Raw genomic sequence first — 22,099 nt, forward strand, 5'->3', positions numbered from 1 at the left:
AGCCGGGCCAAGCCGGCCAGACGCGGCGGCCTCCCGGCCGCCCAGATCCGGCCTGACGACCAGGCCGGTAGCCTATTGCTGTCGCATTCGGCGGTCTCCATGCGCGTGGCGGAAGCCGAAGGGCTCCGGCCGGCTCAGGTGGAAGCCCTGGGCGTAGTCCACGCCCAGCTTGCGCAGTTCGGCCACGATCTCGGGCGTGTCGACGAATTCGGCGATGGTGCGCTTGCCGGTGACGTGGCCGATGTGGTTGATCATTTCCACCATGGCGTGGTCTATCGGGTCCGTCGCCATCTCGCGGACAAAGCTGCCGTCGATTTTCAGGAAGTCCACCGGCAAATGCTTCAGGTAGGCGAAGGAGGACATGCCGGTGCCGAAATCGTCCAAGGAGAACAGACAGCCGATCCGGCGCAGCTCGTGGATCAGCCGTTGCGCGGCTTCCAGATTGGCGATGGCGTTGGTTTCGGTGATCTCGAAACAGATCAGCTCCGGCGGCACGCCGCTGCGCTGGAACTGCTGCTGCACGAAGGCGAGGAAGCCGTCGTCGCACAAGGTGGAGCCGGACAGATTGATCGCGCAATGCCGGATGTCCTGATTGCCGGCGCGGCGCAGCAGGGCCAGCTCCTGAAACACTTTTTCCACCACGATGCGGTCGATTTCGGTCATCAGGCCGTAGCGCTCCGCGATCGGCACGAACAAGCCGGGGGGCACCTGGCTGCCGTCGTCGGCGTTGAGGCGCAGCAGCACTTCGACATAGCGGCCGCGTTCCGGATGGGCGGCCAGCGGGACGATGTCCTGAGCGTAGAGGGTGAAGCTGTCGTCGCGCAGCGCCTGGCGCAGCCTTTGCACCCAGTCCATTTCGTGAAAGCGCGCCGACACTTCGGAATTGTGCGGGATGTGGAGCTGGATGCGGTTGCGGCCTTTTTCCTTGGCCATATAGCAGGCGATGTCGGCCGACCGCATCACCTCGGCCAGCGAGGTGTCGGCGTCGGACACGCAGACCAGGCCGATGCTGGCGCTGATGGAAAATTGGTTGCCTTCCCACTGGAAGCTGCATTCCATGATGGCCTGGCGCAGATTATTGGCCTTGGCGATGGCGGATTCCACCGAGCTGTTGCCGAGCAAGACGCCGAACTCGTCGCCGCCCAGCCGCGCCAGCGTGTCCGAGGCGCGCAGCCGCCGCGCCACCGAACGGCTGATCTGGCACAGCAGTTCATCGCCGGCGGCGTGGCCGTAGGTGTCGTTGATCAGCTTGAACTGGTCCAGATCGATGAACATCAGCGCCAGCGACGCCTCGGCCTGGCCCAGCTGCTTGATCGCCTTGATGGCGCGGGTTTCGAACTCCCGGCGGTTGAGCAGGCCGGTCAGCGCGTCGTGGCTGGCCTGCCAGGACAACTCGTTGATGTATTGCTGTTCCGCGGTATTGTCGTGCAGCACCAGCACGATGCCGTATTGCTCGCCGCGGCGGTCGCGTATCGGCGCGGCCACCAGGCTGACCTGCAGCGGAATCGCGTTGTGGCGCAGCATGTTCAGCTTGGGATAGGTGCGGCTGCTTTCGTCCAGCCGGCAGAGCTCGGCGAAGCTCAGCGTGCTGTCCTTGTCCTGCCCCTGTTTGATCAGGCTGAGCAATTCGTCGAAATGCAGGCCCAGGCTTTCCGTCTCCAGGTGGCTGAGCATGCGCTTGGCGCTGTGGTTCAGATAGATCACCGCGCCTTGCATATTGAGGGTGATCACCGCGTCGCCTATCGATTGCAGGGTGATCTCGGCGCGTTGCTGCTCCGCCTGCAAGGCGGCCTTGTAATTGTCCGAGGCCTGGATCAGCCGGCGGATCTGCAAAATGGTCAGCAGCACCAGCAGCAGGCCCACCAGCAGATTGACGCGCCAGACCGCCTGGCTCACCTCGCGCGAGGCGTTGCCCAGCACGCGGGAAAAGCCCTGGGCCGGCGCCTTGACCGCTTCGTTGATCTCGGCGATCTGCGAGGTGAGGGCGGCCTTGTCGTCCTGGCTCAAGGAGCCGTCGGCGTAACCTTGGCGCAATTGCTCGCCTATGGTCTGAATTTCCTGCAGGTAGTAATCGCCGATTTTCCAATAGCGGATGGCTTCGGCCAGATAGCTGACGTGGTGAAACCACAGATAGGCGCGGATGATGTTTTCGATGTCGTCGGGGTGGTTGCCGCCGTCCAGAAAGCCTTGGCGCGCGGTGTCCAGATCCGGCGGCTTGCGGTCCAGCGCCAGCCGCGCCCGGTGGTCGCCCAATTGGATGGAGATGGCCAGCCGATAGCGTTGGAAGTCGTGGTCGGAGCCGGTTTGAGCGTAGCGGGTCAGGTGGTAGATGGAGTCCTTCTGCGCTTTAGACCACAGGCCTTCCCCCGCCACGTAGGCGCGGGCGGTGGACACCACGTAGAGGCTGAACGCGCTTAGCGCCACCTGCATGACGACAATGAGCAGGAAGGGCAGCACGACAAAGAGCAACTGTCGGTTGGCGGTATTCGACCTCATGGCGGTTCCGGCTGATGAATATGGTAACTATGCGGCTAATGGTCCCCATCAAGCGCCGCCGCCGACATCTCCGGCCCGAGCGGCGAGCCGGCGCCGCGCTTGAGTCCGGAGCCTGCCCGTCGCGGCGCGCCCGCCGACGGGCGGAAGTTCACCGGTCTATGTGCCGGTGTATGGCGTTTTTATCATCCCATTCGAAATTATTCAATGTTTTTGACAACTATATCGAATGTTTATTTTAGATGAGAAAGTTTGATAATAAATGAATAGCCTAATTTCCATGGGCTTGCTATTGGCTTGACCATGGCGGCGGCCGGTGCGCGCAAGGCGGGGCGGGGAGCGGTCGGCGCGCGTGCGCGCGCCGGTGGGAAGCGGCGGCGCGAGAGGGGGAAGAGGGCTGGTCCGCGGCCGCCGCGCCGGATCTCTTATGAACGGGTTTTCAACGCCGTCTCGCTGAAGCGCCGCGGACTTTGAAGCGCCTCTTACATGGAGGCGGCGTCGCGAGAGGCCTGGTCGTACAAACTGGCCAGCATGCGCAGCAACTGGGCGTTGTCGCCGATATCGGCCTGTTGGCCGCCGTTGTCTATCAGCGCGTTGATCAGGCATTGCTCGCGGACGTCGCGGTAGCGCTGGCAGAGTTCCACGCCGGCCTGGGTGGTGGCGAACAAAGCCTCCTTGCCCACCTTTTCGCTGCCGACATAGCCCATCTTCACCAGCTTCTTCAGCGCATAGGACACCACGTGCGTGTCTTCGATGTTCAGCACGAAGCAGATGTCCGCCAGTTTCTTGCTGCGGCCGCGGTGGTTGACGTGATGCAGCAGCGACACCTCCATCGCGGTCATATCGGTTTCTCCCGCGGCCGCCATGCAGCGGATCATCCAGCGGTTGAAGGCGTTGTTGGCCACGATCAGCCCGAATTCGAACTCGGACAGTTCGGCGCAACGCTCCGAAACCAGATGCGATGAGGAGACGATATTGCGTTGAGCGTTCATGGACGGGCCTGGCGACGAGGTGGCTGGCCGGCCAGTATAGCAAAACGTCATTTGTGCTGGACATCGCCAATAAATACAAATAATTTATAGATGTTTTGTCTGCAAAATAATAAATTCGAGCGCCGCGAGGCGGACGGTTGCATATGGAGAATGGTTTGGCATCGAACCCAATGCGCTATTACTTGCTGGGCGAACGCGCCGCCGTGCTGGAGAGCGCGAAGCCGGCCGATCTGGCGTGTCAGCGCCGCATCTGGTGGCTGGCGCAGACGCTGACGGGCGCGGCCGGGCTGATCGACGTGGTGCCCGGCATGAATAATCTCACTTTGATTTTCGATCCGGACGCCGACGACGGCGAGGCCTGGCTGGAGCGCTTGCGCCGCGGCTGGGCGGCGGCGCAAGAGGCCGAGCCACGCTTGCGGCGGGTGGACGTGCCGGTGCGCTACGGCGGCCGCCACGGTCCGGACCTGGCCGCGGTGGCGGCGCATGCGGGCTTGAGCGAGGAGGATGTCGCCGCCGCTCATGCCGCGGCCGACTACGTGGTGTACTTCCTCGGCTTTCAGCCCGGCTTCGCCTATATGGGCGGCTTGCCCGAGCGCCTGGCCACGCCGCGGCGCGCCGAGCCCCGGCTGGCGGTGCCGGCCGGCTCGGTGGGCATAGGCGGCGGCCAGACCGGCATCTATCCGGCGACCAGCCCCGGCGGCTGGCAGATCATCGGCCGCACTTCATTGAAATTATTCGACCCGCGGCGCGCGGAACCGTCCCTGCTGCTGCCGGGCGACAGCGTGCGCTTTGTGCCGCAGGAGGGCGGAGATGATTGAAATCACGCAGGCCGGCATTCAAAGCACGGTACAGGACCTGGGACGGCGCGGCTTGCGCCACCTCGGCGTGGCGCAAAGCGGCGCGCTGGACGCGCCGGCCTTGATCATGGCCAACCGCCTGCTGGGCAATGCCGCGGACGCGGCCGGCATCGAAGTGGCTCTGGGGCCGTTTGGCGTCCGCTTTCTGCGCGACGGCTGGTTCGCCTTGATGGGCGCGGATTTCGACGCGGAACTGGACGGCGAGCCGGTGTGGAGCGGCTGGCGTTATCCGGCGCGCGCGGGCCAGCGCCTGCTGCTGCGCGGCTGCCGCCACGGCATGCGCGCCTATCTCGCCCTGGCCGGCGGCATCGACGCGCCCCTGGCTCTGGGCGCGCGCGCCACCGATCTGCAGGCCGGTCTGGGCGGCTGGATGGGGCGGGCGCTGGAGGCGGGCGACCGCTTGCCGCTGGGGCCGGCGGCGGCGCTGTCCGGCCGGCTGGGACGGCGCAATCTTGCTTGGTCGCCGGCGCTGCGCGCGCTGCCGGGCCCGGAGTGGCGGCAATTCGCCCGGGAGGCGCGGCAGGCCTTCAGCGAAGGCGAGTGGACGGTGAGCTCGCAGAGCAATCGCATGGGCTACCGCCTGCAGGGCGACGCGCTGGCGCGCGAGGCCGACGGGGACTTGCCGTCCCACGGCGTGCTGCCCGGCGTGGTGCAGGCGCCGCCGGGCGGCCAGCCCATCGTGTTGCTGGCGGACGCGCAGGCGACGGGCGGCTATCCGCGCATCGCCTGCGTGATCGAGGCGGATTTGTGGAAGCTGGCGCAGGCGCGGCCGGGCGCCAGGCTGCGTTTCGAGATGGTGGACGCGCAGCAGGCGGCGACGGCGCGCGCGCGTCTGCGCGGGTACTTGCAGGGACAGGACTGGAGTCAGGCATGCAGATCGATTTGAACGCCGATATCGGCGAGGGCTGCGGCGACGACGCGGCGATCATGGATCAGGTCAGTTCGGTGAACATCGCCTGCGGCTGGCACGCGGGCGACGCCGAACAGATGTGGCTGGCGGTGCAGGCGGCGGCGCGGCGAGGCGTGGCGCTGGGCGCCCATCCCGGCTTTCCCGACCGGGAACATTTCGGCCGCCGGACTATGCAGCGCGCGCCGGAGCGGGTGTACCAGGACGTGTTGTACCAGGTGGGCGCGCTGGCGGCCATGGCCAAGGCCGCCGGAACGCGGCTGCGTCACGTCAAGCCGCACGGCGCGCTGTACAACCAGGCGGCGCGCGATCCGGCGCTGGCCGACGCCGTCGCCCGCGCGGTGAGGGATTGGGATCCTGAGCTGAGGCTGGTCGGCCTGGCCGGCGGCGAGTCCGGCCGCGCGGCGCGGCGCCACGGTCTGCAGGCGGTGGAAGAGGTGTTCGCCGACCGCGCCTATCTGGCCGACGGCAGCCTGGCGCCGCGCGGAACGCCGGGCGCGGTGATCGAAGACGCGGAGCAGGCTTTGCGTCAGACGCTGGATCTGGTGCTGCGCGGTCGCGTGGCCTGCCTGGACGGCGGCGAGCTGGCGCTTCGCGCCGACAGCGTTTGCCTGCACGGAGACGGCGCGCACGCGCTGCACTTCGCGCGGCTGCTGCGCCAACGCTTGGAACAGGAGGGGGTACACATCGTCGCCTTGTGAGCGTTAGCCGGAAACTAGAGCCGTCCGCAGGCGGCCATTTCCATCATACAAAGGAGAAACTGCATGGATCTTGCATCCTATCTGCCCCTGGTGGGCATTCCCGTCGTGGTGGCGGGCTTCGCTTTGCGCTTCAATCCGCTGCTGGTGGTCACCGCCGCCGGTCTGAGCACCGGCCTGGCGGTCGGCATGGACCTGGGGACGCTGCTGGAAACCTTCGGCGAGAAATTCCTCAATAGCCGTCAATTGGCCACCTTCATCCTGATCCTGCCGGTGATCGGCCTGCTGGAGCGCTACGGTTTGAAAGAGCGCGCGCAGCAATGGATAGCCGGCATCAAGAGCGCCACCACCGCGCGCATCCTGATGCTGTATTTCGTGGTGCGCGAGCTGACCGCGGCGCTGGGCCTGATCAATCTGGGCGGCCACGCCCAAACCGTGCGCCCCCTGCTGGCGCCGATGGCGGAAGGCGCCGCGGCCAATCAACTGGGGGAACTGCCTCAGGCCCTGCGCGACCGCATCCGCGCCCATGCCGCCGCCTGCGACAATATCGCCGTATTTTTCGGCGAGGACATCTTCATCGCCTTTGGCGCGGTCTTGCTGATGGACGCCTTCCTCAAGGAAAACGGCATCGCCAATATCGAGCCGCTGCACATCGGCCTGTGGGCGATTCCCACCGCCATCAGCGCGCTGATCATCCATATGGCGCGCTTGGCGCGGCTTGATGCCAGTCTGCAAGGCGATATCGCCGCCTGGCGCGCGAAACAGGAGGCCGCGGCATGAATGCATGGTTCAGCATCAATGACGTTTATTATCTGATCGGCATCGTGGTGATGCTCCTGGTGGGCATGACGCTGCGCGACCGCGGCAACCCCAAGCGTTACACCACCGCGCTGTTCTGGTTCTTGTTCGGCGCCACCTTTTTGTTCGGGGATTTGATGACGGCCGTCTTGGGCAAGGCGATGACCTACCGCCTGGTGGGACTCGTTGTTGTCGCGCTGGCCCTATTGGCCGGCGCCGGCCTGCTGGCTCCGGGCAGTTATAGCCAAAGAAGCGATGGGCAGCGGCAGGACGCCGCCCAGCGTCTGGGCAACAAGATCTTCCTGCCCGCCTTGCTGATTCCCCTGCTGACCGTGGCCTGCACCTTGGCGCTGAAGGGCGTGGGGATAGGCGGTCTCGCCTTGCTGGATCAGAAGCATCTGACCCTGGCCGCCTTGGCGGTGGCCTGCGTTTGCGCGGTGCTGCTGGGCTGGAGGCTGACCGGCGGAACGCCGCTGCAGGCGGTGCGGGAATCGCGCCGTCTGGTGGACGCCATCGGCTGGGCCGCCATCCTGCCGCAGATGCTGGCGATGCTGGGCGGGGTGTTCGTCGCCGCCAAGACCGGCCAGGCGGTGCAGGAAGCGGTGAGCTTGTTCGTGGATCCGGGCAATCGTTTTCTGCTGGTGGCGATCTACTGTATCGGCATGGCCCTGTTCACCATGATCATGGGCAACGCCTTCGCGGCTTTCCCGGTGATGACCGCCGGCATCGCGCTGCCTTTTCTGATCGTCGGCCATCACGCCGACGCGGCGCCGCTGGTGGCGATAGGCATGTATTCCGGCTATTGCGGCACGCTGATGACGCCGATGGCGGCCAATTTCAATATCGTGCCGGCGGCCTTGCTGGAGCTGAAGGACCGATATCTGGTGATCAAGACCCAGATTCCCACCGCGCTGGCTTTGCTGGGCGTGAATATCCTATTGATGTATTTCATCGTGTTCCGTTGAGGAGACCGCATGAATCCGCAACAAGCATCCAAGCTGGCGGCGCTGCCGCTGGCCGGCCTGGTTCGGGAATATCCGAATCTGCTGAGCCATCTGCTGAACGGGCCGGAGGACGCGCGCGCGCCGCGCGATTTGCACCCGGTGTTCTACGGCTGCTACGACTGGCACTCCGCCGTGCACGGCTTCTGGCTGCTGGCGCGGCTGGCTCGCCGTTTCCCGGCCTTGCCGGAGCAGGCCGAGATCGCCGCCCTGTTCGCCGGCCATTTTACGCCGCAGGCTTTCCAGGCGGAGGCGGACTATTTCGCCGCGCCGGGCCGCGCCAGCTTCGAGCGGCCCTATGGCTGGGCCTGGCTGCTGGCCCTGGCGCAGGAGCTCGAGGCCTGGGATCTGCCGCAAGCCGGGTCATGGCGCGCGGCGATGCAGCCGTTATTGGCCTTGATCCGCCAGCGCTGGCTGAGGTTTCTGCCTTTGCAGGATTACCCGATCCGCGGCGGCGGGCACGCCAACACCGCCTTCGCCTTGCTGCTGAGCCTGGACTACGCCCGCGCCGCCGCCGATGCCGAGCTGGCGCAGGCGCTGGAGGCGGCCGCCCGGCGTTACTTCCTGGCCGATGCGGACTATCCGACGCGGCTGGAACCGAGCGGCGACGACTTTCTGTCGCCCAGCCTGTGTCAGGCCTTGCTGCTTGGCCGGCTATTGTCGGCCGAGGCGTTCCGCGACTGGCTGCGCGCCTTCTCGCCGGATTTGCCGCGCAGCGCTGCCTTGCTGAGCCCGGTCCGGGTCAGCGACGGCTCGGACCCCAAGATCGGTCACCTCATCGGCCTGAATTTGAGCCGCGCCTGGTGTTTGCGCCAGTTGACGGCCGCCTTGCCGCCGGATGACGCTTGGAGGCCTCTGCTGAATCAAAGCGCGCGGGCGCATCTGGACGCCGGCCTGCCGCACGTGGTCAGCGGCCATTACACCGGCGAGCATTGGCTGGGGACTTTCGCCCTGCTGGCCTTGGAAGAGGGGGAGTGCGAATGAGCAAGACCATTTTGTTGACGGGCTTCGAACCGTTTGGCGGCGAGAGCGTGAACCCGTCGTGGGAGGCCGTGCGCCGGCTGGACGGCGAGACGCTGGCGGGCGCGGCGGTGGCGGCGCGGCGGCTGCCCTGCGTGTTCGGCGAGGCCTTGGCCGTGTTGCGCGAGGAGTTGGCCGCGCTGCGGCCGGCGCTGATCGTGGCGGTGGGGCAGGCGGGCGGGCGGCCCGAGCTTTCGCTCGAGCGGGTGGCGATCAATGTCGACGACGCCCGCATCGCGGACAACGCCGGGCGGCGGCCGATAGATAGGCCGGTGGTGCCGGGCGGGCCGGCCGCCTATTTCAGCACCTTGCCGATCAAGGCCCAGGCGGCGGCGCTGCGCGCGGCGGGCATTCCGGCGGCGGTGTCGCAGAGCGCCGGCACCTTTGTCTGCAACCATGTGTTCTACGGCCTGATGCACGCCTTGGCCGGAACGCCCGCGCGCGGCGGCTTCATTCACATCCCGTATCTGCCGGAGCAGGCCGCCGCGCATCCCGGCGCGGCCAGCATGAGCTTGGAGACGATAGTCGCCGGCCTGAGGCTGGCCCTGGAAACGGCGTTGACGGCGACGACGGACATCGTGGAAACCGGCGGGGCGACGCATTAGCGCGGTGTACGATCCACGGCGCGGCACGGCGGGTACGGTCTGCAAGCGTTCCCGCGCCGCCGCATGCCGCGCTCCCCGCCGCGAAGCCTGGCGGTGTGAACGGCTAAGCGCGTTCTTGGACGGCGTTCAGCTCTTGAGCGCGCGCAGCCACTGCCAGCTGGCGATGCCGGCGAGGGTGGCCAGCAGCGAACCGCAGACATGGACGGCGATGGCGGTCAGCGCCGGCAGCAGCCGCTGTTGCTGCAGCAGGGAGACGACTTCGGCGGAGAAGGTGGAGAAGGTGGTCAGGCCGCCGCAGAAGCCGGTGATCACCAGCAGCCGCCATAGCGGCGACACGCCCGGCGCGCTGGCGAAGAAGGCGACGGCGAGGCCGATGATGTAGCCGCCGACCAGATTGGCGGCCAGGGTGCCCGGCGGCAGGCTGGGCCACAGGCTGTTCAGCTTGACGCCCAGCGCCCAGCGCAGCAGCGCCCCCAGCGCGGCGCCGACGGAGATGGCGAGTATGGTTTTCCACATGGAGCGGGTCTGGCATAAAAGCAAAACCCTATTGTGCCGGCCAGACGCCGCCAAGTATAGGCCGGTTTGCCGGAGCGAGTTCAAAGCTTCGCGCGCCGGGGCGAGACAAGGCGAAACCGCCGAGAAGGCGGAACGCGCAAGGGGGAATGGACATTTCCGAAGCGGCTTTCAAGGCCTTTGCCCGGCTAGCCCGCCTACGCGCAGCAGACATTGAGCCGTTGATTTAAAGGATTTCGGCAATGCTGCGCGCCGCGCGCTTGGCGTCCAGAAAAATCAGGCCCAGCTTGGCCTCGCGCCGCGCGATCACGGTCAGCACCGCGTCAGGGCTGGCGTGGCTCATCAGGATGTAGCCGTGTTCTCCCTTGACCATCACCTGTTCCAGGCCGCCGCGCGCCAGTTCGCGCGCGGTGCGCTCGCCCAGGGACAGCATCGCCGCCGCCATCGCGCCGACCCGGTCCTCGTCCACCTCTTGCGGCAGCAGCGCCGCCATGGTCAGACCGTCGGCGGAAATGATGGCGGACGCTTCGATGTCGGCGGACGCGCCGTTGAGGTCGCTCAGAATGGATTTGAGCATTTGTTCACGCATGGGTTTCTCCTGGATTGTTCAATGCGCCGGCCGCCGCGCGGCCGGGGTTCAGGCGTAGCGGCGCACCAGCAGCTCCACCAGGCCGACGAAGGCTTCGCTTTGCAGCCGCGGTTCGCCGCCTATGATCAGCGCGAAGGCCTGCTGCGCCACGTGCAAGGGGTAAAAGGCCAGCTGGCTGCGGCCGGCCGGATCCACCGAGGCCCAGGCGGCGCTGCCCAGGTTGAGGTGGTTCTTGAGCAGCAGGTGATGCCGGCGGCTCAAGGACATAAGGTCGCCGGCCAGCGCGGCGATTTCCTCGGCGGTTTCGTGGCGGAAGCCCGCGGTGGCGTAATAGAGGCCGTTGTCGTCGGCCAGCAGCGCCTGGCCGCTGCCGGACAGCGCCGCCAGCAGCTCCGGCAACTGGCTTTCCAGGTTGCCGGCGGCGGCCGGCCGCGGCTCGGCGGTGCCGTGGACGAATTCCAGCCGTTGCAAGCGGTAAAGGGTGGCCAGCGCTTGTTCCAGTTCGTCGTCGCACCATTCGCTGAGCAAGGGTTCGCTTAACGGCACCGCATGGCCCAGCCGCAGGATGTTGAGCAGCAGACGGCGGGTCAGGTCGGCCTCCGCGCCGGCGACGGCGTAAAAGGCGCCGGCCGGCGTGGCCATTGGATAAAGCGGCCCGCTCAGACGCAGTTCTTCGTTCATTGCGGTTCTCCCAGGCCAGGGTCTATCGAGTACAGCAGCGCCAGCAGCAGCTGTTTGATGTCTTCGCGGCGGCGGCAGTCCACTTCGAACACCGGCGCGCTCAGTCCGCGGGCGGCCAGGGCGTCGGCGTAGACGGCGGTGGCGGACAGCGGCGCGAGGTCGGTCTTGCTGACGCCCAGCGCCAGCGGCGCGCGACGCAGCAGCGGCTCGAAAGCGCGCAGGAAGAAGCCGAGGTCTTGCAGCGGATTGGCGCGGCTGTGGTCCAGCAGCAGGATCAGGCCGATGCTGCCGCGGCTGACGATGTCCCACATGAAGTCGAAACGCTCCTGGCCGGGGGTGCCGTAGAGGTGGATCTTGGTGTCGGCGTCCAGGCGCAACATGCCGTAGTCCAGCGCCACCGTGGTGTGGTCCTTGCGATGCAAGGTCATGTCGCTGGCCTTGGCGTCGGTGCGGATCGGGGCGATGTCGCTGATGGCGGCGATGGCGGTGGTCTTGCCCGCGCCCACCGGGCCCGCGAAGAGGATTTTGTTATCTGGGCTGCGCATGATGGAAGGTCGTGAGGCTCACAAACGGGTCACTTTTTGCAAGAGTCGGGACAGGAGGCCGGCGCGTTCGGGCGCGACGGCGTCGGGGCGCACCGGCGCGCTGGAGATCACTTTCAGGGGCGGCGCGTCGCTGTTCCAGTCCAGCAGGCCCAGCGCGTGGGCCGCGGAGAGGAAGGTGCAGGCGTGTTCGGGATCGACGCGCAGCAGCCGGATGATGATGCGCAGCGTGGCCGGCGTCTTGGTCAGCAGCGCGCTCAGTCGCGTCGCGTCCGGCAGCGCCGCCAGCCGGGTCAGGTTGGGCCACTGCCTCAGCCGCAGCGGAGTGTCCGCGCCGATGCCGGCCGGCAGCCGGCCCTGGCTGCTCCAGATCGCCAACTGCCACAGCAGCGTCGGCAGCGGCTGGGTGATGACGCCGGCGCTGGCGCCGGCGGCTTGAGCGTGCAGCGCCGGCGCGTCTTGCCGGCACAGCTCTCGCAATTGCTCCGCCGGCTGCAGGCATTGCGCTTGCGCGCGGTCCGGCCGCAGCCACAGCAGCGGCCGGCCCTCGGCCAGCAAGAGCGCCGGCCGAGGCTGGCGCGCCAGCCGCGTCGTCGCGCCGAGCAGGCCGCGCCGGGGGTCGAAGCGGGCGATGGAGATCGACGGCATGGACGGCGGCGGAGCCGGAGCGGCGACCGGTTCGGGCCGGGGCGCGGGCGCCGGGAGCGCTCCCGCTGCCCTTGCCGCGTCGGGCGCGCGCCGCAGCGCCGCTTGCAGTTGAGGAAACAGGGTCTCCACCCGCAGCGGCTTGGCCAGCGTCGGGACGGGCGCGCGCTCCGGCGGCGTCGCGGCGACGATCAGGGCCGGCAGCGCCGGATGACGCTGGCGGAATGTTTCCCAGGCCTGCCAGCCGACGGGGCTGTCGACATCGACGATGGCCAGGTCCGGCGCGCGTTCGTCGGACGGGGATTCGAGCAAGCGGTAGCGCAAGCTGTGGTGCAGGCGGAAGGCCATGCGCAGCAGGGCCAGCTTGCGATCGTCCATGCCGACGGCGAGCACGGCGATATCGGGGGCGGGAGGGGCGGGGCGTGGCATGGGTGTGCTCAGGCGGCCAGCATGCGTCGGCGGGCGGGGCCGGCATCGGCGTCGAAGCCGGCCAGCTGCGCGCTGACTTCCAGCGGCAGTTGGGCCACATGGCCGCGCAGTTGCCGCAATAGCCACTGGAAGCGCGCCCGGTCGTCCTGGCGGCGGTATAGCTGCAACAGGGGAGGATAGTTGGCGGCGTCCTCCGGCCGGCTCAGCACCGCTTGCTCCAAGGTCTGGATCGCCATGTCGACCTGGCCTTCGTTGAGGTAGGCGTCGGCCTCGCCGCGCGCGTCCAGATTCTCGGCCGTCTCCGTTTCGGTCTGCCGCGTCACCAGCGGCCGGCGCTGAGGCGCGGCGGCCGGAGGCGCGCCGCTGAAGCCGAAGCTGCGGCCGATGCGTTCCAGTTCCGGCCTGCCCGGGCGTCGCGCCAGCAGGTCCAGCGCCGGATGGGCGCCCAGCAGCCAGCCGGCGTGGATCAATTGTTCCTTGAGGCCGGCGCCGTGTTCGCCCAGCGCCAGATGGAAGCGCCATAGCGTCCGCGCATAGCGCGGCAGCTGGCGTTGCCGGTAATGCGCGTGCAGCAGGTCCAGCAAATGCGTCAGCGAGTGGGGGCGCAAGGTCAGCGTCTGTTCCAGCGCCGCCGTCGCCGCCGCGTATTCCTGCCAGCGCAACCAGACTTTGGCCTGACGCTCGGCCGGCAGCAGCGCGGCGATGGCGTCTTTCTCCCGCTCATTCAGCGGAAACAGCGGGGCGCAGCCGTGCAGCAAGACTTGCGGCCGTCCGGCTACGGGAGGCGAGGGTTGAGACGGATGGGCGGGGAGGACGGCTGCCGTGGTTTCCTCGGCGTCTTCCGCCGCCAGTTCCGGCGCGTCGTCGCCCAGGCGCAGGCCGATGGTCTCCGGCCCCCAGCCCAGCCTTTGTTCCGCCAGCACGCGCAGGGCCAGCTGATTGCGCTCGACGCGCAGGCCGGCTTCCACCGCTTGTTCCAGCGCTTCCCGTCCGATCAGCGCCAGATCGTGCTGTCGTTCCAGCATCGCGGCGTAGTCGTCCAGCGCGCCGGTCTTGAGGTAGAGGCCGGCCAGCCGCAGCAACTGCTTGGAGGAGTGCGGCGCCTGCCTGTCCACATAGTGGCGCAGGGCCTGCGCCGCCTGTTCCAGATAGCCGAACTCGATGAAGATGTCGACTTCGGCGAGCGAATCCAGCTCGTCCACCTGATAGGGCTGCTCAGCGTCGCCGGCATCCGTTGGGTCCGGCTCGGCCAAGGATATGCCCTCGTCCCGCGCTTGCGCGGCGCGGTCGCGGCGAGCCTGCCAGCGCAGCGCGGCCAGCAAGGCGAGCAGGCCCATGGCCAGCGCCAGGCCGACGACCAGATCGACGGGGTTCTGCGGCAGCCAGTCAGTCATGGCGCGGCGCCTCGCGCGGCGGCGGCGTGAAATCGGCGGGGCCGATCAGATCGGTGCCGCATTCCAGGGTTTCGAACCAATCCAGAAAACGCTTCACCATGGGCTTGCCCTGGAAGGAGCCGCCGTGTTGCGGCACGATCCATTCGATGTCCAGCCGGCGGACCATGTCCACCCACAGCCGGCAGGCTTTGTTGTTGGACATATAGCGGCGATGGAAGGCGAGCATGTGGCTGTCGTGCAGGTGGGCGTCGAAGTCGCTGACCGGCAGGCCGGCCGCGTGGCCGTCCATCAAGGAGGCGCCGATGTCGCCGGAGAACAGGATCTTGCTGATCGGGTCGTAGATCTGAAAAAAGCCGACCGTGTGCAAGTAATGGGCCGGCACGATTTGCAGGTCCGCGCCGCCCAGCCGCATCCACATGCCGCGCGGCGGAATCGCCACCAGCCGCCCGGCGGTGGCGCCGCGCATGCAGAAGTGGGGCAGGAAGCGGGTCCATTCTTCGGCGATGATCACCTGGGCGTCGGTGATCAGCAGCCAGCCGCCCACCGAGGCGATGATGTCCGGGTCCTGATGCGAGGCGAAGATGTAGCGGGTGTGGGAGGGCAGGAAGTAATCGGCCAGTTCCGCGATCAGATGCTTGTAAGTGAGGTTGCCGCCGGGGTCCAGCAGAATGCCCTCGCCTTGGTCGATGATGGCGAACTGATTGGATTGTATGCCTTCGCCCTGCACCAGTTCGGTGAAGGCGACGCATTTGTGATTGCCGTCGTCGTAAAGCACCAATGCCATGAGCCGCCTCGTCTGCTTGGCCCGCCCGCGAATGGACGTGCTATGCCTAAGAATGCTCAGATATTATGCAAGCGGTATGATTGGGGTCTTGACCTGGGTCAAGCTCACCCGGAAGGAATATTTTTACGCGGCGGTGACAGCGTCGCCATAAAGATGTATTATTTTTACATCTTTAAGCCGACCAGCGCCGAGTCGGCGTTTTTTACCCACAATAAAATGTATTAAGCACACATCTTTAGGAGCCCGCCATGTTGAGTCCCGAAACCCGCGCCCTGGTCAAAGCCACCGTTCCTGTGTTGCAGCAACACGGCCTGAGCCTGACCAGTCATTTTTATCGCCGCATGTTCAGCCATAACCCGGAGCTGAAAAATATTTTCAACCAGGGGCATCAGCACTCCGGCCAGCAGCAACAGGCGCTGGCCATGGCGGTGCTGGCCTACGCCCAGCACATAGACGACCCGTCGCCGTTGGCGCCGGTGCTGACCCGGGTGGCGCACAAGCATGTCAGCCTGGGCATCCGCGCTGAGCATTACCCCATCGTCGGCAAGCATTTGCTGGCGTCCATCCAGGAAGTGCTGGGCGAGGCGGCGACGCCAGAGCTGATAGCGGCCTGGGCCGCCGCTTACGGCCAATTGGCGGACATCTTGATCGCGGAGGAACGAGAACTGTACCGCGCCAGCGCCAACGCCGAAGGCGGTTGGGCCGGCTGGCGGCCGTTTCGCATCGCGCGCAAGGTGGCGGAGAGCGAGGAAATCACTTCCTTCTATCTGGCGCCGGCCGACGGCGGCGCGGTGCCTGGCTTCCGGCCCGGCCAGTATGTGTCGGTCAAATGCTTCGTCGAGGAATGGGGGCTGGCCCAGCCGCGTCAGTACAGCCTGTCCGACGCGCCCAACGACGAATATCTGCGCATTTCGGTCAAGCGCGAGGACGGCGGCGAGGGCAAGCCGGCGGGGCGGGTATCCAATCTGCTGCACGCGGAAAAACGGGAGGGCGACATTCTGGAGCTGAGCGCGCCGCAGGGCGATTTCTTCCTGCATGAAGAGCGCGACGGCCCGGTGGTGCTGATCAGCGCCGGCGTCGGTCAGACGCCGATGCTGTCCATGCTGCGGCATTTGCTGAGAACCGGCAGCCGCCGCGAAATCCGCTACCTGCACGCGGCTCGCCACGGCGGCGCGCACGCGATGCGCGATGGTTTGCGCCAGATGCAGGAACGCCACGCGCAGCTGCGCGCCCATGTCTGCTACGAGGCGCCGCGAGCGGAGGACGTGTTGGACCGGGACTATCAGCAGCAGGGACGCCTGCAACTGAGCCAGTTGCGCGAGATGACGCTGCTGCCGGACGCCGACTACTATCTGTGCGGCCCGGTGGGCTTCATGCTGGCGCAGCGCGCCAGCCTGCTGGACTTGGGCGTGGCGGCGGAACGAGTGCATTTCGAGGTGTTCGGCTCCAACGCCGTCGGCGGCTGAGCCGCGGCAAGGCCCGCGCTCTATTGAGCGGCGGGCTTTAGAACCTGTTCAATGTCCGCCGCGTGTCCGCGATAGGGTCGGAAAGGGCCTTGAAAACAGTTTTAGAATGCTGGTGTACCATGTGTACACTTCGCTTCTTCAGCCATTTTTGCCTTGTCTCGCGCTGGCTCGCGAGGCTTTGAACAGGTTTTTAAGATCATGCAATTGACCCGTTTTACCGATCTCGGCCTGCGCGTGCTGATGTATCTGACCTGGCAGGAAGAGGGGCAGTTGGCCACCATTCCCGAAATCGCCGCCCGTTTCGAAGTGTCGCGCAACCATCTGGTCAAGGTCGTCCACTTCATGGCGCAGCAGGGCTGGCTGCAGACCAGCCGCGGCAAGGGCGGCGGCTTGGCGCTGGCGCGGGCGCCGGAGCGCTACCGCGTCGGCGAGGTGGTGCGCACGCTGGAAGGACTGTCGCAGTTGATAGACTGCGCGGACCCGCCGTGCGCGCTGCGGCCGGGCTGTAGGCTCAAGGGCGCGCTGGACGAGGCGCTGGCGGCGTTTTTCCGTACGCTGGACCAATACACCTTGCGCGATATGATGGCCGCGCCCACCGGCGAGGCCATCGTCCGGCTGCATCGGCAGCCCTTGTCCATCTCAAAATGATGTTGGCGTATTTTGTTGAGATTCACATGGATTATCATTTGTAATATTTTTTGTATCTTATTGTCGTGAACGCGGCGGGTACTTACACTGCCCGCCATGCGTTATCCCATCCTTCTCCCCGTCGTTTTATTGTTGGCCGGCTGCGACGCGGCCGAATTTTCAAAAATCAGCCAATCTGCGGAAGTCAAAACCCTGGCCAAGGCCGGAGCGGCCGTGGTGCGCCAACTGGAGCAGGCGACGCGGCCCGCGGCCGAGGCCGGCGCGCCGGGCCGGGTCCAGGCGGCGCAGCTGGTCAGCGGCGTCAAGCAAGTGGGGCACCGCGATTTTTCCAACGCCAAGAAAGTGCTGCCGCGGGTGTTCTCCGGCATGGAGCAGGACTTCTATTGCGGCTGCGATTACCGCGGCAAGGCGGTGGATTGGGCGTCCTGCGGCTATGTGCCGCGCAAGTCCGAAACCCGCGCCAGCCGCATCGAGTGGGAACACGTGGTGCCGGCCTGGAATCTGGGCCATCAGCGCCAATGCTGGCAGCAGGGCGGCCGCAAGAACTGCGCGTCCAGCGATCCGGTGTTCCGCATGGCGGAAGGCGATCTGAACAATCTGGTGCCGGCGGTGGGCGAGGTCAACGGCGACCGCGCCAACTTCGCCTACGGCGCGTGGAGCCGCAAGCCGGCGACCATGTACGGCCAATGCCAATCGGTGACGGATTTCGGCAACAAGCGTTTCCAGCCGCGCGAGGAAGTACGCGGCGCGGCGGCGCGCATCACCTTGTACATGCACGCGCGCTACCAGCTGCGCATGAGCCGTCAGGATCAGCAACTGATGTGCGCCTGGGCGCGCCAGTATCCGGTTAACGCCTGGGAGCGCCGCCGCGACGCGCGCATCGTTCAACTGCAGGGCGAGGGCAATTTCCTGGTGGCGGAGCCGCAGCGGCTGGCCGAGCTGTGCGGCGCTTGAGCGCGGCGGCCGGGTGGCCTTATTTGACCGCGCCGTCCATGCCGCGCATGAAATAGCGCTGGCAAAACAGGAAGACCAGCAGCACCGGCGCGATGGTCAGCACCGCGCCGGCGGCCACCATGCGCGTGGAGGTGGCGAAAGCGCCCTTCAGGTATTGCACCCCGACGGACAGCGGGTAGAGGTCCGGGTTCTTCAGCACCACGCTGGGCCAGACATAGCTGTTCCACGACCAGACCAGGGTGAAGATGGCCAGGGTGGCCAGATAAGGCCGGCTCAGCGGCAGGCAGACGCGCCAGAACAGCTGCCAGTCGTCGGCGCCGTCCATGCGCGCGGCGGCGACGATTTCTTCGGGAATCTCCTCGAAGGCGTGTTTCATCAGAAAAATGCCGAAGGCCCCGGCCAAGGCCGGCAGCGCCACGCCGACGCGGCTGTCGTCCAGGCCCAGCCAGGACAGCGTCACGTAATTGCTGAGCACATTGGTTTCGTTGGGCAGCAGCAGGGTGGCGATGATGGCGTAAAACACCCACTGCCGGCCGCGGAAGCGCAGCTGCGCCAGCGCGAAGCCGGCGCAGCTGGAAACCAGCAGGGTGCCGGCGGTGGTCAAGGCGGAAATCAGAGCCGAGTTCCATAAAAACCGCCCCATCGGAATCTGGGTCCAGACTTCGCGAAAGTGAGCCAGCGACAAGGGCTCGGGCAAGCGCGGCGGGAAGTCGAACACCTGCTCGCCGTCGCCCAGCGCGATCATCAAGGTCCACCAAAACGGATAGCAGGCGGCGCAGGCCAGCGCCAACAACAGCAGATAGTCCGGCAGGCGCCGCAGCGCGCGCGAACGGGTTTGCCGGGCGGGGCGGGCAAGCGGGCTTGAGACGGCGGTCATGGCGGGCGTCCTGAAACTAGCGGTGGGCCGGGCGCAGCAGGCGGAAGTTGAGGCCGGCCAGCAATAGGCAGATCACGGTCAAGAGCAGGCCGGCGGCGGCGCCGCGGCCGAAGTCCAGCTGATCGAAGCCTTGGTGGAACATGTAATACAGCACGGTATAGGTGGAATTCAGCGGGCCGCCGCGGGTCATCACCAACACCTCCTCAAAGGCCTTTAGCGCGTCCAGCGTGGAAATCAGGCTGCAAAACAGAATGGTGGGCTTCAGCATGGGCAGGGTGATGCGCCAGAAACGCTGCCAGGCGTTGGCGCCGTCCAGCAAGGCCGCTTCCTGCATTTCCGCCGGGATCGCCTGCAGGCCGGCGAGGTAGAGCACCATGTAATAGCCGACGCCGCGCCAGAAGGTGACGAACATCACGGAAAACAGCGCGATGTCCTCGTCGCTGAGAAAGCCGATTTCCTGCTGCGCCGCCAGCAGGCGCAGCCAGCGCAGCGCGCTGTTGAGCACGCCGTAATCGGCGTACATCCAGTTCCACATGATGCCGACCACGGCGACGGTGGTGATCACCGGCAGATAGACGGCGGCGCGAAACAGCTTGACGCCGCGCAGCGGCCGGTTGGCCAGCAGCGCCAGCGCGATGGCGGCCAATTGGATGACCGGTACCACCAGCAGATAGAGCAGGGAATTGCGCAGCGCGCGCCAGAACACCTCGTCCTGCAGCAAATAGTCGAAGTTCTCCAACCCCGCCCACTGCGGTGGCGACAGCAGATCGTAGCGAGTGAAGGCCAGATAGCTGCCGAACAGCAGCGGCCAAAAGGTGAACGCCGCCATCAGCAGCAGGGCCGGGGCCAGGAACAGCCAGGCGTTGCGGGCGCTGGATTTCATCGCGGCGCGCTTACTTCAGCTGCCGGTTCCAGAAGGCGGCCGCCTCGTCCAGCGCCAGCTGGGCGTCCTTGCGGCCGGTGACCGCCGCTTCCACGCTGTCCACCAGTTTTTTCTTCAGGTCCGCCAGCCGCGGCACGCCGCTCAGGCTGAAAGTGCGGATGTCCGGCGCGGCCTTGGCGCCCTGGGCGCGGGCGACGTCGACCAGGCTGCCGCCGGCCTGGGTGAAGTAAGGATCGCGCAGCGCGGCGCGGGTGGAGGGGAAGGTGGCGCCGGTGACTTTGGAAAACGCCAGTTGCTGCGCGTCGCTGGTCAGGAAGCGGGCGAACTTGATCGCTTCGGCCTGGGTGGGCGCAGGCAAGCCCTTGGACACCGCCCAGCCGAACTGATAGCCGCCCTGGACCACGCCGGTGGGTCCCAGCGGCGCCGGTTGCACCCGGCTGACCGCGAAAATGGCACGGGCGTCGGTCTGAGTGCGCCGCACCGCGGTGGGCGCGGTCTCCATCATCGCCAGCCGGCCGCTGTTGTAGAGCTTGACGCTGGCCTGGTAGTTGTCGTCGGCGAACAGGTTCTCCTTGGCCAGCGCGCCGGCTTTGTAGGCGTCGGCGTATTGGCGCAGCAAGGCCGCGTGCGCCGGGCTGTTGAAGACCGCCTTGCCGTTTTGCAGCAAGGGCAGGCCGCGGCCCAGCATGATGCCGTCGATCTGGCCCAGTTGCGGCAGCAGGCCGGGCACGCCGGTCTTGGCGCGGATGGCCTTGGCCGCGGCCAGTTGCTGTTCCAGGCTGAGCAGCTGGCGCGCCGGGTCCAGGCCGGCTTTGCGGAACAATTCGCCGTTGAGCACCAGCACGTTGACGTTGTTGTACCAGGGATAGGCGTAGAGCTTGCCGGCCACGCTGAGGTCGGCCAGCGCATTGGGCAGATAGCCGGCCTTGTCCGCGGCCAGCGCGCCGTCCAGCGGCAAGAGCGCGCCTTTCTGCGCGTATTTGTACAGCCGCGGCACGTCGTGGTTGATCAGCGCCGGCGGCTTGCCGGCGGCGATGGCGGCGTTGAGCTTGGTTTCGAAGCCCTCGTTGAACACGTCCACCCAGCGCAATTCGACATTGGGGTGCTGCGCCTCGTACTGCTTCTTCGCCGCGGCGAAGTAGGCGTCGAACTGAGGCTTGAGCGAGTCGGTCCAGTACTCGACCACGATCTTGTCGGCGCGGGCCGGGCCGGCCAGGGCCAGCAGGCCGGCGAGCAGCAGCGGGGAGAGGCGCATGGGATGTCCTTATGGAGTGAGGAGGGGGTCAGTCGGCCAGCAGGAGCAGCGCGCCGGCGCAGGCGTCGCCTTGCGGCGAACTGAGGCGGCCGGCGAATTCCGGCGGCAGCCAATCGCGCAGCGCCTGGCCCAGGCCGCCGCACAAGGCCGTCGGCAAACTCTCGTCCGGATCCAGCGCCTTGGCGATGGACCAGGCGTCGCGGCCGGCCTGGCGCAGCAATTCGGCGGCCAGAGAGTCGCGGCGGCCATTGGCCACCACCAGCGGCGCCAACTGCGCGAACAGCGTGGGCGTGGCGCGGCCGTTCCAGGCCATCATCGCCTGCCAGTCGCCGCCGACATGTTTCAGCACCGCCCGGGTCAGCGGCGTGGCGGCCAGGCGGCCGTCCAGCGCCATCTGCGCGTATTGCGCGGCGCGTTGGCCCAGCCAGGCGCCGCTGGCTTCGTCGCCGCTGGGATAACCCCAGCCGCCCGCCTCGCGATGACTGCCGTCCGGATACAGCGCTTCGCCTATGCTGCCGGTGCCCAGCGCCACGATCACGCCGGGCCGGCCGCCATGGGCGCCCAGCAAGGTGGTGTAGCCGTCGGTGGCCAGGCGCAGACGGGCGTAGCCGGGGTCGGCGGCGCGGAAGGCGGCCGCCCAATCGGCGTTGTGCACGCCGGACAGGCCCAGGCCGATCGCGCATCGCGCCGGCGGCGCAGGCGGCAGGCCGGCTTGGGCGAAGGCGTGGGCGATGACTTCGTTCACGGCGTCCCAGGCTTGCGGCACGCCGCGCGACAGCGCGGAGGGGCCGCCTTCGGCGCGGGCGAGCAGGCGGCCGGCGGCGTCGCTCAGGCAGACGCGGGTGCCGCTGCCGCCGCCGTCAACGCCCAGGCGGTATTCAAAAGCTTCAGTCACGGTGCTGTCCTTGGTCAAACGCGGGCATCCGGCGCAAATCCCCGCAACATCATGGGTTTGCATGGTCGGCGTCCGATGCCATTAGAATTTTTGAAAATTCAATCATTACGATGGCATTTCGTCAAGTTGATTTATTTAATTGCGGCGACTGGGGCGCCTGGCTGTCGCCGCCG

General features: G+C 66.9%; 23 protein-coding genes. 10 read left to right on the plus strand and 13 right to left on the minus strand.

Annotated elements, in window-relative coordinates:
* Positions 1 to 72 precede the first annotated feature (72 nt).
* A complete protein-coding gene (locus JC616_RS09300) occupies positions 73 to 2,496 on the minus strand; it encodes a putative bifunctional diguanylate cyclase/phosphodiesterase (protein ID WP_107799649.1) in 2,424 nt (807 codons plus the stop codon).
* Positions 2,497 to 2,975: 479 nt separating this feature from the next.
* Positions 2,976 to 3,485: a winged helix DNA-binding protein gene (locus tag JC616_RS09305; protein WP_081546777.1), complete on the minus strand. Its 510-nt coding sequence runs from the start codon at positions 3,483 to 3,485 to the stop codon at positions 2,976 to 2,978.
* 155 nt (positions 3,486 to 3,640) lie between these two features.
* On the opposite strand from JC616_RS09305, the gene pxpB reads away from it, so the two are divergent.
* The 7 genes from pxpB (at position 3,641) to pcp (ending at position 9,371) form a co-directional block, all read left to right on the plus strand.
* A complete protein-coding gene (gene pxpB, locus JC616_RS09310) occupies positions 3,641 to 4,303 on the plus strand; it encodes a 5-oxoprolinase subunit PxpB (protein ID WP_227107880.1) in 663 nt (220 codons plus the stop codon).
* Positions 4,296 to 5,228: a 5-oxoprolinase subunit C family protein gene (locus tag JC616_RS09315; protein ID WP_227107881.1), complete on the plus strand. Its 933-nt coding sequence runs from the start codon at positions 4,296 to 4,298 to the stop codon at positions 5,226 to 5,228. Before pxpB ends, JC616_RS09315 begins: the two co-directional genes overlap by 8 nt.
* Complete coding sequence (pxpA, locus tag JC616_RS09320) at positions 5,213 to 5,950, plus strand: 5-oxoprolinase subunit PxpA (protein ID WP_227107882.1); 738 nt, start codon at positions 5,213 to 5,215, stop codon at positions 5,948 to 5,950. The genes JC616_RS09315 and pxpA overlap by 16 nt, the downstream gene beginning before the upstream one ends.
* Positions 5,951 to 6,013: 63 nt before the next feature.
* Positions 6,014 to 6,727, plus strand: coding sequence for a DUF969 domain-containing protein (locus JC616_RS09325; RefSeq protein WP_107799645.1), 714 nt, complete (start codon positions 6,014 to 6,016; stop codon positions 6,725 to 6,727).
* Complete coding sequence (locus JC616_RS09330; protein ID WP_227107883.1) at positions 6,724 to 7,710, plus strand: DUF979 domain-containing protein; 987 nt, start codon at positions 6,724 to 6,726, stop codon at positions 7,708 to 7,710. Before JC616_RS09325 ends, JC616_RS09330 begins: the two co-directional genes overlap by 4 nt.
* Positions 7,711 to 7,719: 9 nt before the next feature.
* Entirely contained in the window at positions 7,720 to 8,730 is a 1,011-nt protein-coding gene (locus JC616_RS09335; RefSeq protein WP_227107884.1) for a DUF2891 domain-containing protein, read from the plus strand.
* The gene (gene pcp, locus JC616_RS09340) at positions 8,727 to 9,371 is read left to right on the plus strand and encodes a pyroglutamyl-peptidase I (RefSeq protein WP_227107885.1); all 645 of its coding nucleotides are present in this window, start codon (positions 8,727 to 8,729) and stop codon (positions 9,369 to 9,371) included. The genes JC616_RS09335 and pcp overlap by 4 nt, the downstream gene beginning before the upstream one ends.
* 126 nt (positions 9,372 to 9,497) lie before the next feature.
* On the opposite strand, the gene crcB is transcribed toward pcp, so the two are convergent.
* From crcB to JC616_RS09375, 7 genes are all read right to left on the minus strand, one after another.
* Positions 9,498 to 9,887: a fluoride efflux transporter CrcB gene (gene crcB, locus JC616_RS09345; protein ID WP_227107886.1), complete on the minus strand. Its 390-nt coding sequence runs from the start codon at positions 9,885 to 9,887 to the stop codon at positions 9,498 to 9,500.
* 223 nt (positions 9,888 to 10,110) lie between these two features.
* A complete protein-coding gene (locus tag JC616_RS09350) occupies positions 10,111 to 10,473 on the minus strand; it encodes a roadblock/LC7 domain-containing protein (protein WP_048410238.1) in 363 nt (120 codons plus the stop codon).
* 48 nt (positions 10,474 to 10,521) lie between these two features.
* Positions 10,522 to 11,154, minus strand: a complete 633-nt coding sequence (locus JC616_RS09355) for a peptidase M23 (RefSeq protein WP_227107887.1) — start codon at positions 11,152 to 11,154, stop codon at positions 10,522 to 10,524.
* Positions 11,151 to 11,699, minus strand: a complete 549-nt coding sequence (locus JC616_RS09360) for a GTP-binding protein (protein ID WP_107799639.1) — start codon at positions 11,697 to 11,699, stop codon at positions 11,151 to 11,153. The genes JC616_RS09355 and JC616_RS09360 overlap by 4 nt, the downstream gene beginning before the upstream one ends.
* Before the next feature lie 18 nt (positions 11,700 to 11,717).
* On the minus strand, positions 11,718 to 12,770 hold the full coding sequence (locus tag JC616_RS09365; RefSeq protein WP_227107889.1) for a hypothetical protein: 1,053 nt from the start codon (positions 12,768 to 12,770) through the stop codon (positions 11,718 to 11,720).
* An 8-nt stretch (positions 12,771 to 12,778) separates the two neighbouring features.
* Positions 12,779 to 14,164 (minus strand): type IV pilus assembly protein FimV, encoded by a 1,386-nt coding sequence (locus tag JC616_RS09370; protein ID WP_227107891.1) that lies wholly within the window; start codon positions 14,162 to 14,164, stop codon positions 12,779 to 12,781.
* Positions 14,157 to 14,948 carry an oxygen-binding di-iron domain-containing protein gene (locus tag JC616_RS09375; RefSeq protein ID WP_107799636.1) on the minus strand — a complete coding sequence of 264 codons (792 nt, stop codon included), beginning with the start codon at positions 14,946 to 14,948 and terminating at the stop codon, positions 14,157 to 14,159. Before JC616_RS09375 ends, JC616_RS09370 begins: the two co-directional genes overlap by 8 nt.
* A gap of 248 nt (positions 14,949 to 15,196) precedes the next feature.
* On the opposite strand from JC616_RS09375, the gene hmpA reads away from it, so the two are divergent.
* From hmpA to JC616_RS09390, 3 genes are all read left to right on the plus strand, one after another.
* Positions 15,197 to 16,414 carry an NO-inducible flavohemoprotein gene (gene hmpA / locus JC616_RS09380; protein WP_227107893.1) on the plus strand — a complete coding sequence of 406 codons (1,218 nt, stop codon included), beginning with the start codon at positions 15,197 to 15,199 and terminating at the stop codon, positions 16,412 to 16,414.
* 198 nt (positions 16,415 to 16,612) lie between these two features.
* Positions 16,613 to 17,062, plus strand: coding sequence for an Rrf2 family transcriptional regulator (locus JC616_RS09385; RefSeq protein ID WP_227107895.1), 450 nt, complete (start codon positions 16,613 to 16,615; stop codon positions 17,060 to 17,062).
* A gap of 96 nt (positions 17,063 to 17,158) precedes the next feature.
* Positions 17,159 to 18,016: an endonuclease gene (locus tag JC616_RS09390; protein ID WP_107799633.1), complete on the plus strand. Its 858-nt coding sequence runs from the start codon at positions 17,159 to 17,161 to the stop codon at positions 18,014 to 18,016.
* Positions 18,017 to 18,035: 19 nt separating this feature from the next.
* On the opposite strand, the gene JC616_RS09395 is transcribed toward JC616_RS09390, so the two are convergent.
* The 4 genes from JC616_RS09395 to JC616_RS09410 are packed head-to-tail and all read right to left on the minus strand — an operon-like array spanning position 18,036 to position 21,926.
* On the minus strand, positions 18,036 to 18,893 hold the full coding sequence (locus JC616_RS09395; protein WP_227107897.1) for a carbohydrate ABC transporter permease: 858 nt from the start codon (positions 18,891 to 18,893) through the stop codon (positions 18,036 to 18,038).
* A 16-nt stretch (positions 18,894 to 18,909) separates the two neighbouring features.
* Positions 18,910 to 19,776, minus strand: coding sequence for a carbohydrate ABC transporter permease (locus JC616_RS09400; RefSeq protein WP_227107899.1), 867 nt, complete (start codon positions 19,774 to 19,776; stop codon positions 18,910 to 18,912).
* 10 nt (positions 19,777 to 19,786) lie between these two features.
* Entirely contained in the window at positions 19,787 to 21,031 is a 1,245-nt protein-coding gene (locus tag JC616_RS09405; protein WP_227107901.1) for an ABC transporter substrate-binding protein, read from the minus strand.
* A gap of 28 nt (positions 21,032 to 21,059) precedes the next feature.
* Positions 21,060 to 21,926, minus strand: coding sequence for a BadF/BadG/BcrA/BcrD ATPase family protein (locus JC616_RS09410; RefSeq protein ID WP_227107903.1), 867 nt, complete (start codon positions 21,924 to 21,926; stop codon positions 21,060 to 21,062).
* Positions 21,927 to 22,099: the final 173 nt, after the last annotated feature.

The organism is Chromobacterium rhizoryzae (assembly GCF_020544465.1).
Lineage (GTDB): Bacteria > Pseudomonadota > Gammaproteobacteria > Burkholderiales > Chromobacteriaceae > Chromobacterium.

Bases quoted from the DNA above. Each gene is read 5' to 3' on its own strand.
- JC616_RS09300 (WP_107799649.1), bottom strand. From the start codon at position 2,496: ATGAGGTCGAATACCGCCAACCGACAGTTGCTCTTTGTCGTGCTGCCC.
- JC616_RS09305 (WP_081546777.1), bottom strand. From the start codon at position 3,485: ATGAACGCTCAACGCAATATCGTCTCCTCATCGCATCTGGTTTCGGAG.
- JC616_RS09315 (WP_227107881.1), top strand. From the start codon at position 4,296: ATGATTGAAATCACGCAGGCCGGCATTCAAAGCACGGTACAGGACCTG.
- pxpA (WP_227107882.1), top strand. From the start codon at position 5,213: ATGCAGATCGATTTGAACGCCGATATCGGCGAGGGCTGCGGCGACGAC.
- JC616_RS09325 (WP_107799645.1), top strand. From the start codon at position 6,014: ATGGATCTTGCATCCTATCTGCCCCTGGTGGGCATTCCCGTCGTGGTG.
- JC616_RS09330 (WP_227107883.1), top strand. From the start codon at position 6,724: ATGAATGCATGGTTCAGCATCAATGACGTTTATTATCTGATCGGCATC.
- JC616_RS09335 (WP_227107884.1), top strand. From the start codon at position 7,720: ATGAATCCGCAACAAGCATCCAAGCTGGCGGCGCTGCCGCTGGCCGGC.
- pcp (WP_227107885.1), top strand. From the start codon at position 8,727: ATGAGCAAGACCATTTTGTTGACGGGCTTCGAACCGTTTGGCGGCGAG.
- crcB (WP_227107886.1), bottom strand. From the start codon at position 9,887: ATGTGGAAAACCATACTCGCCATCTCCGTCGGCGCCGCGCTGGGGGCG.
- JC616_RS09350 (WP_048410238.1), bottom strand. From the start codon at position 10,473: ATGCGTGAACAAATGCTCAAATCCATTCTGAGCGACCTCAACGGCGCG.
- JC616_RS09355 (WP_227107887.1), bottom strand. From the start codon at position 11,154: ATGAACGAAGAACTGCGTCTGAGCGGGCCGCTTTATCCAATGGCCACG.
- JC616_RS09360 (WP_107799639.1), bottom strand. From the start codon at position 11,699: ATGCGCAGCCCAGATAACAAAATCCTCTTCGCGGGCCCGGTGGGCGCG.
- JC616_RS09365 (WP_227107889.1), bottom strand. From the start codon at position 12,770: ATGCCACGCCCCGCCCCTCCCGCCCCCGATATCGCCGTGCTCGCCGTC.
- JC616_RS09370 (WP_227107891.1), bottom strand. From the start codon at position 14,164: ATGACTGACTGGCTGCCGCAGAACCCCGTCGATCTGGTCGTCGGCCTG.
- JC616_RS09375 (WP_107799636.1), bottom strand. From the start codon at position 14,948: ATGGCATTGGTGCTTTACGACGACGGCAATCACAAATGCGTCGCCTTC.
- hmpA (WP_227107893.1), top strand. From the start codon at position 15,197: ATGTTGAGTCCCGAAACCCGCGCCCTGGTCAAAGCCACCGTTCCTGTG.
- JC616_RS09385 (WP_227107895.1), top strand. From the start codon at position 16,613: ATGCAATTGACCCGTTTTACCGATCTCGGCCTGCGCGTGCTGATGTAT.
- JC616_RS09390 (WP_107799633.1), top strand. From the start codon at position 17,159: ATGCGTTATCCCATCCTTCTCCCCGTCGTTTTATTGTTGGCCGGCTGC.
- JC616_RS09395 (WP_227107897.1), bottom strand. From the start codon at position 18,893: ATGACCGCCGTCTCAAGCCCGCTTGCCCGCCCCGCCCGGCAAACCCGT.
- JC616_RS09400 (WP_227107899.1), bottom strand. From the start codon at position 19,776: ATGAAATCCAGCGCCCGCAACGCCTGGCTGTTCCTGGCCCCGGCCCTG.
- JC616_RS09405 (WP_227107901.1), bottom strand. From the start codon at position 21,031: ATGCGCCTCTCCCCGCTGCTGCTCGCCGGCCTGCTGGCCCTGGCCGGC.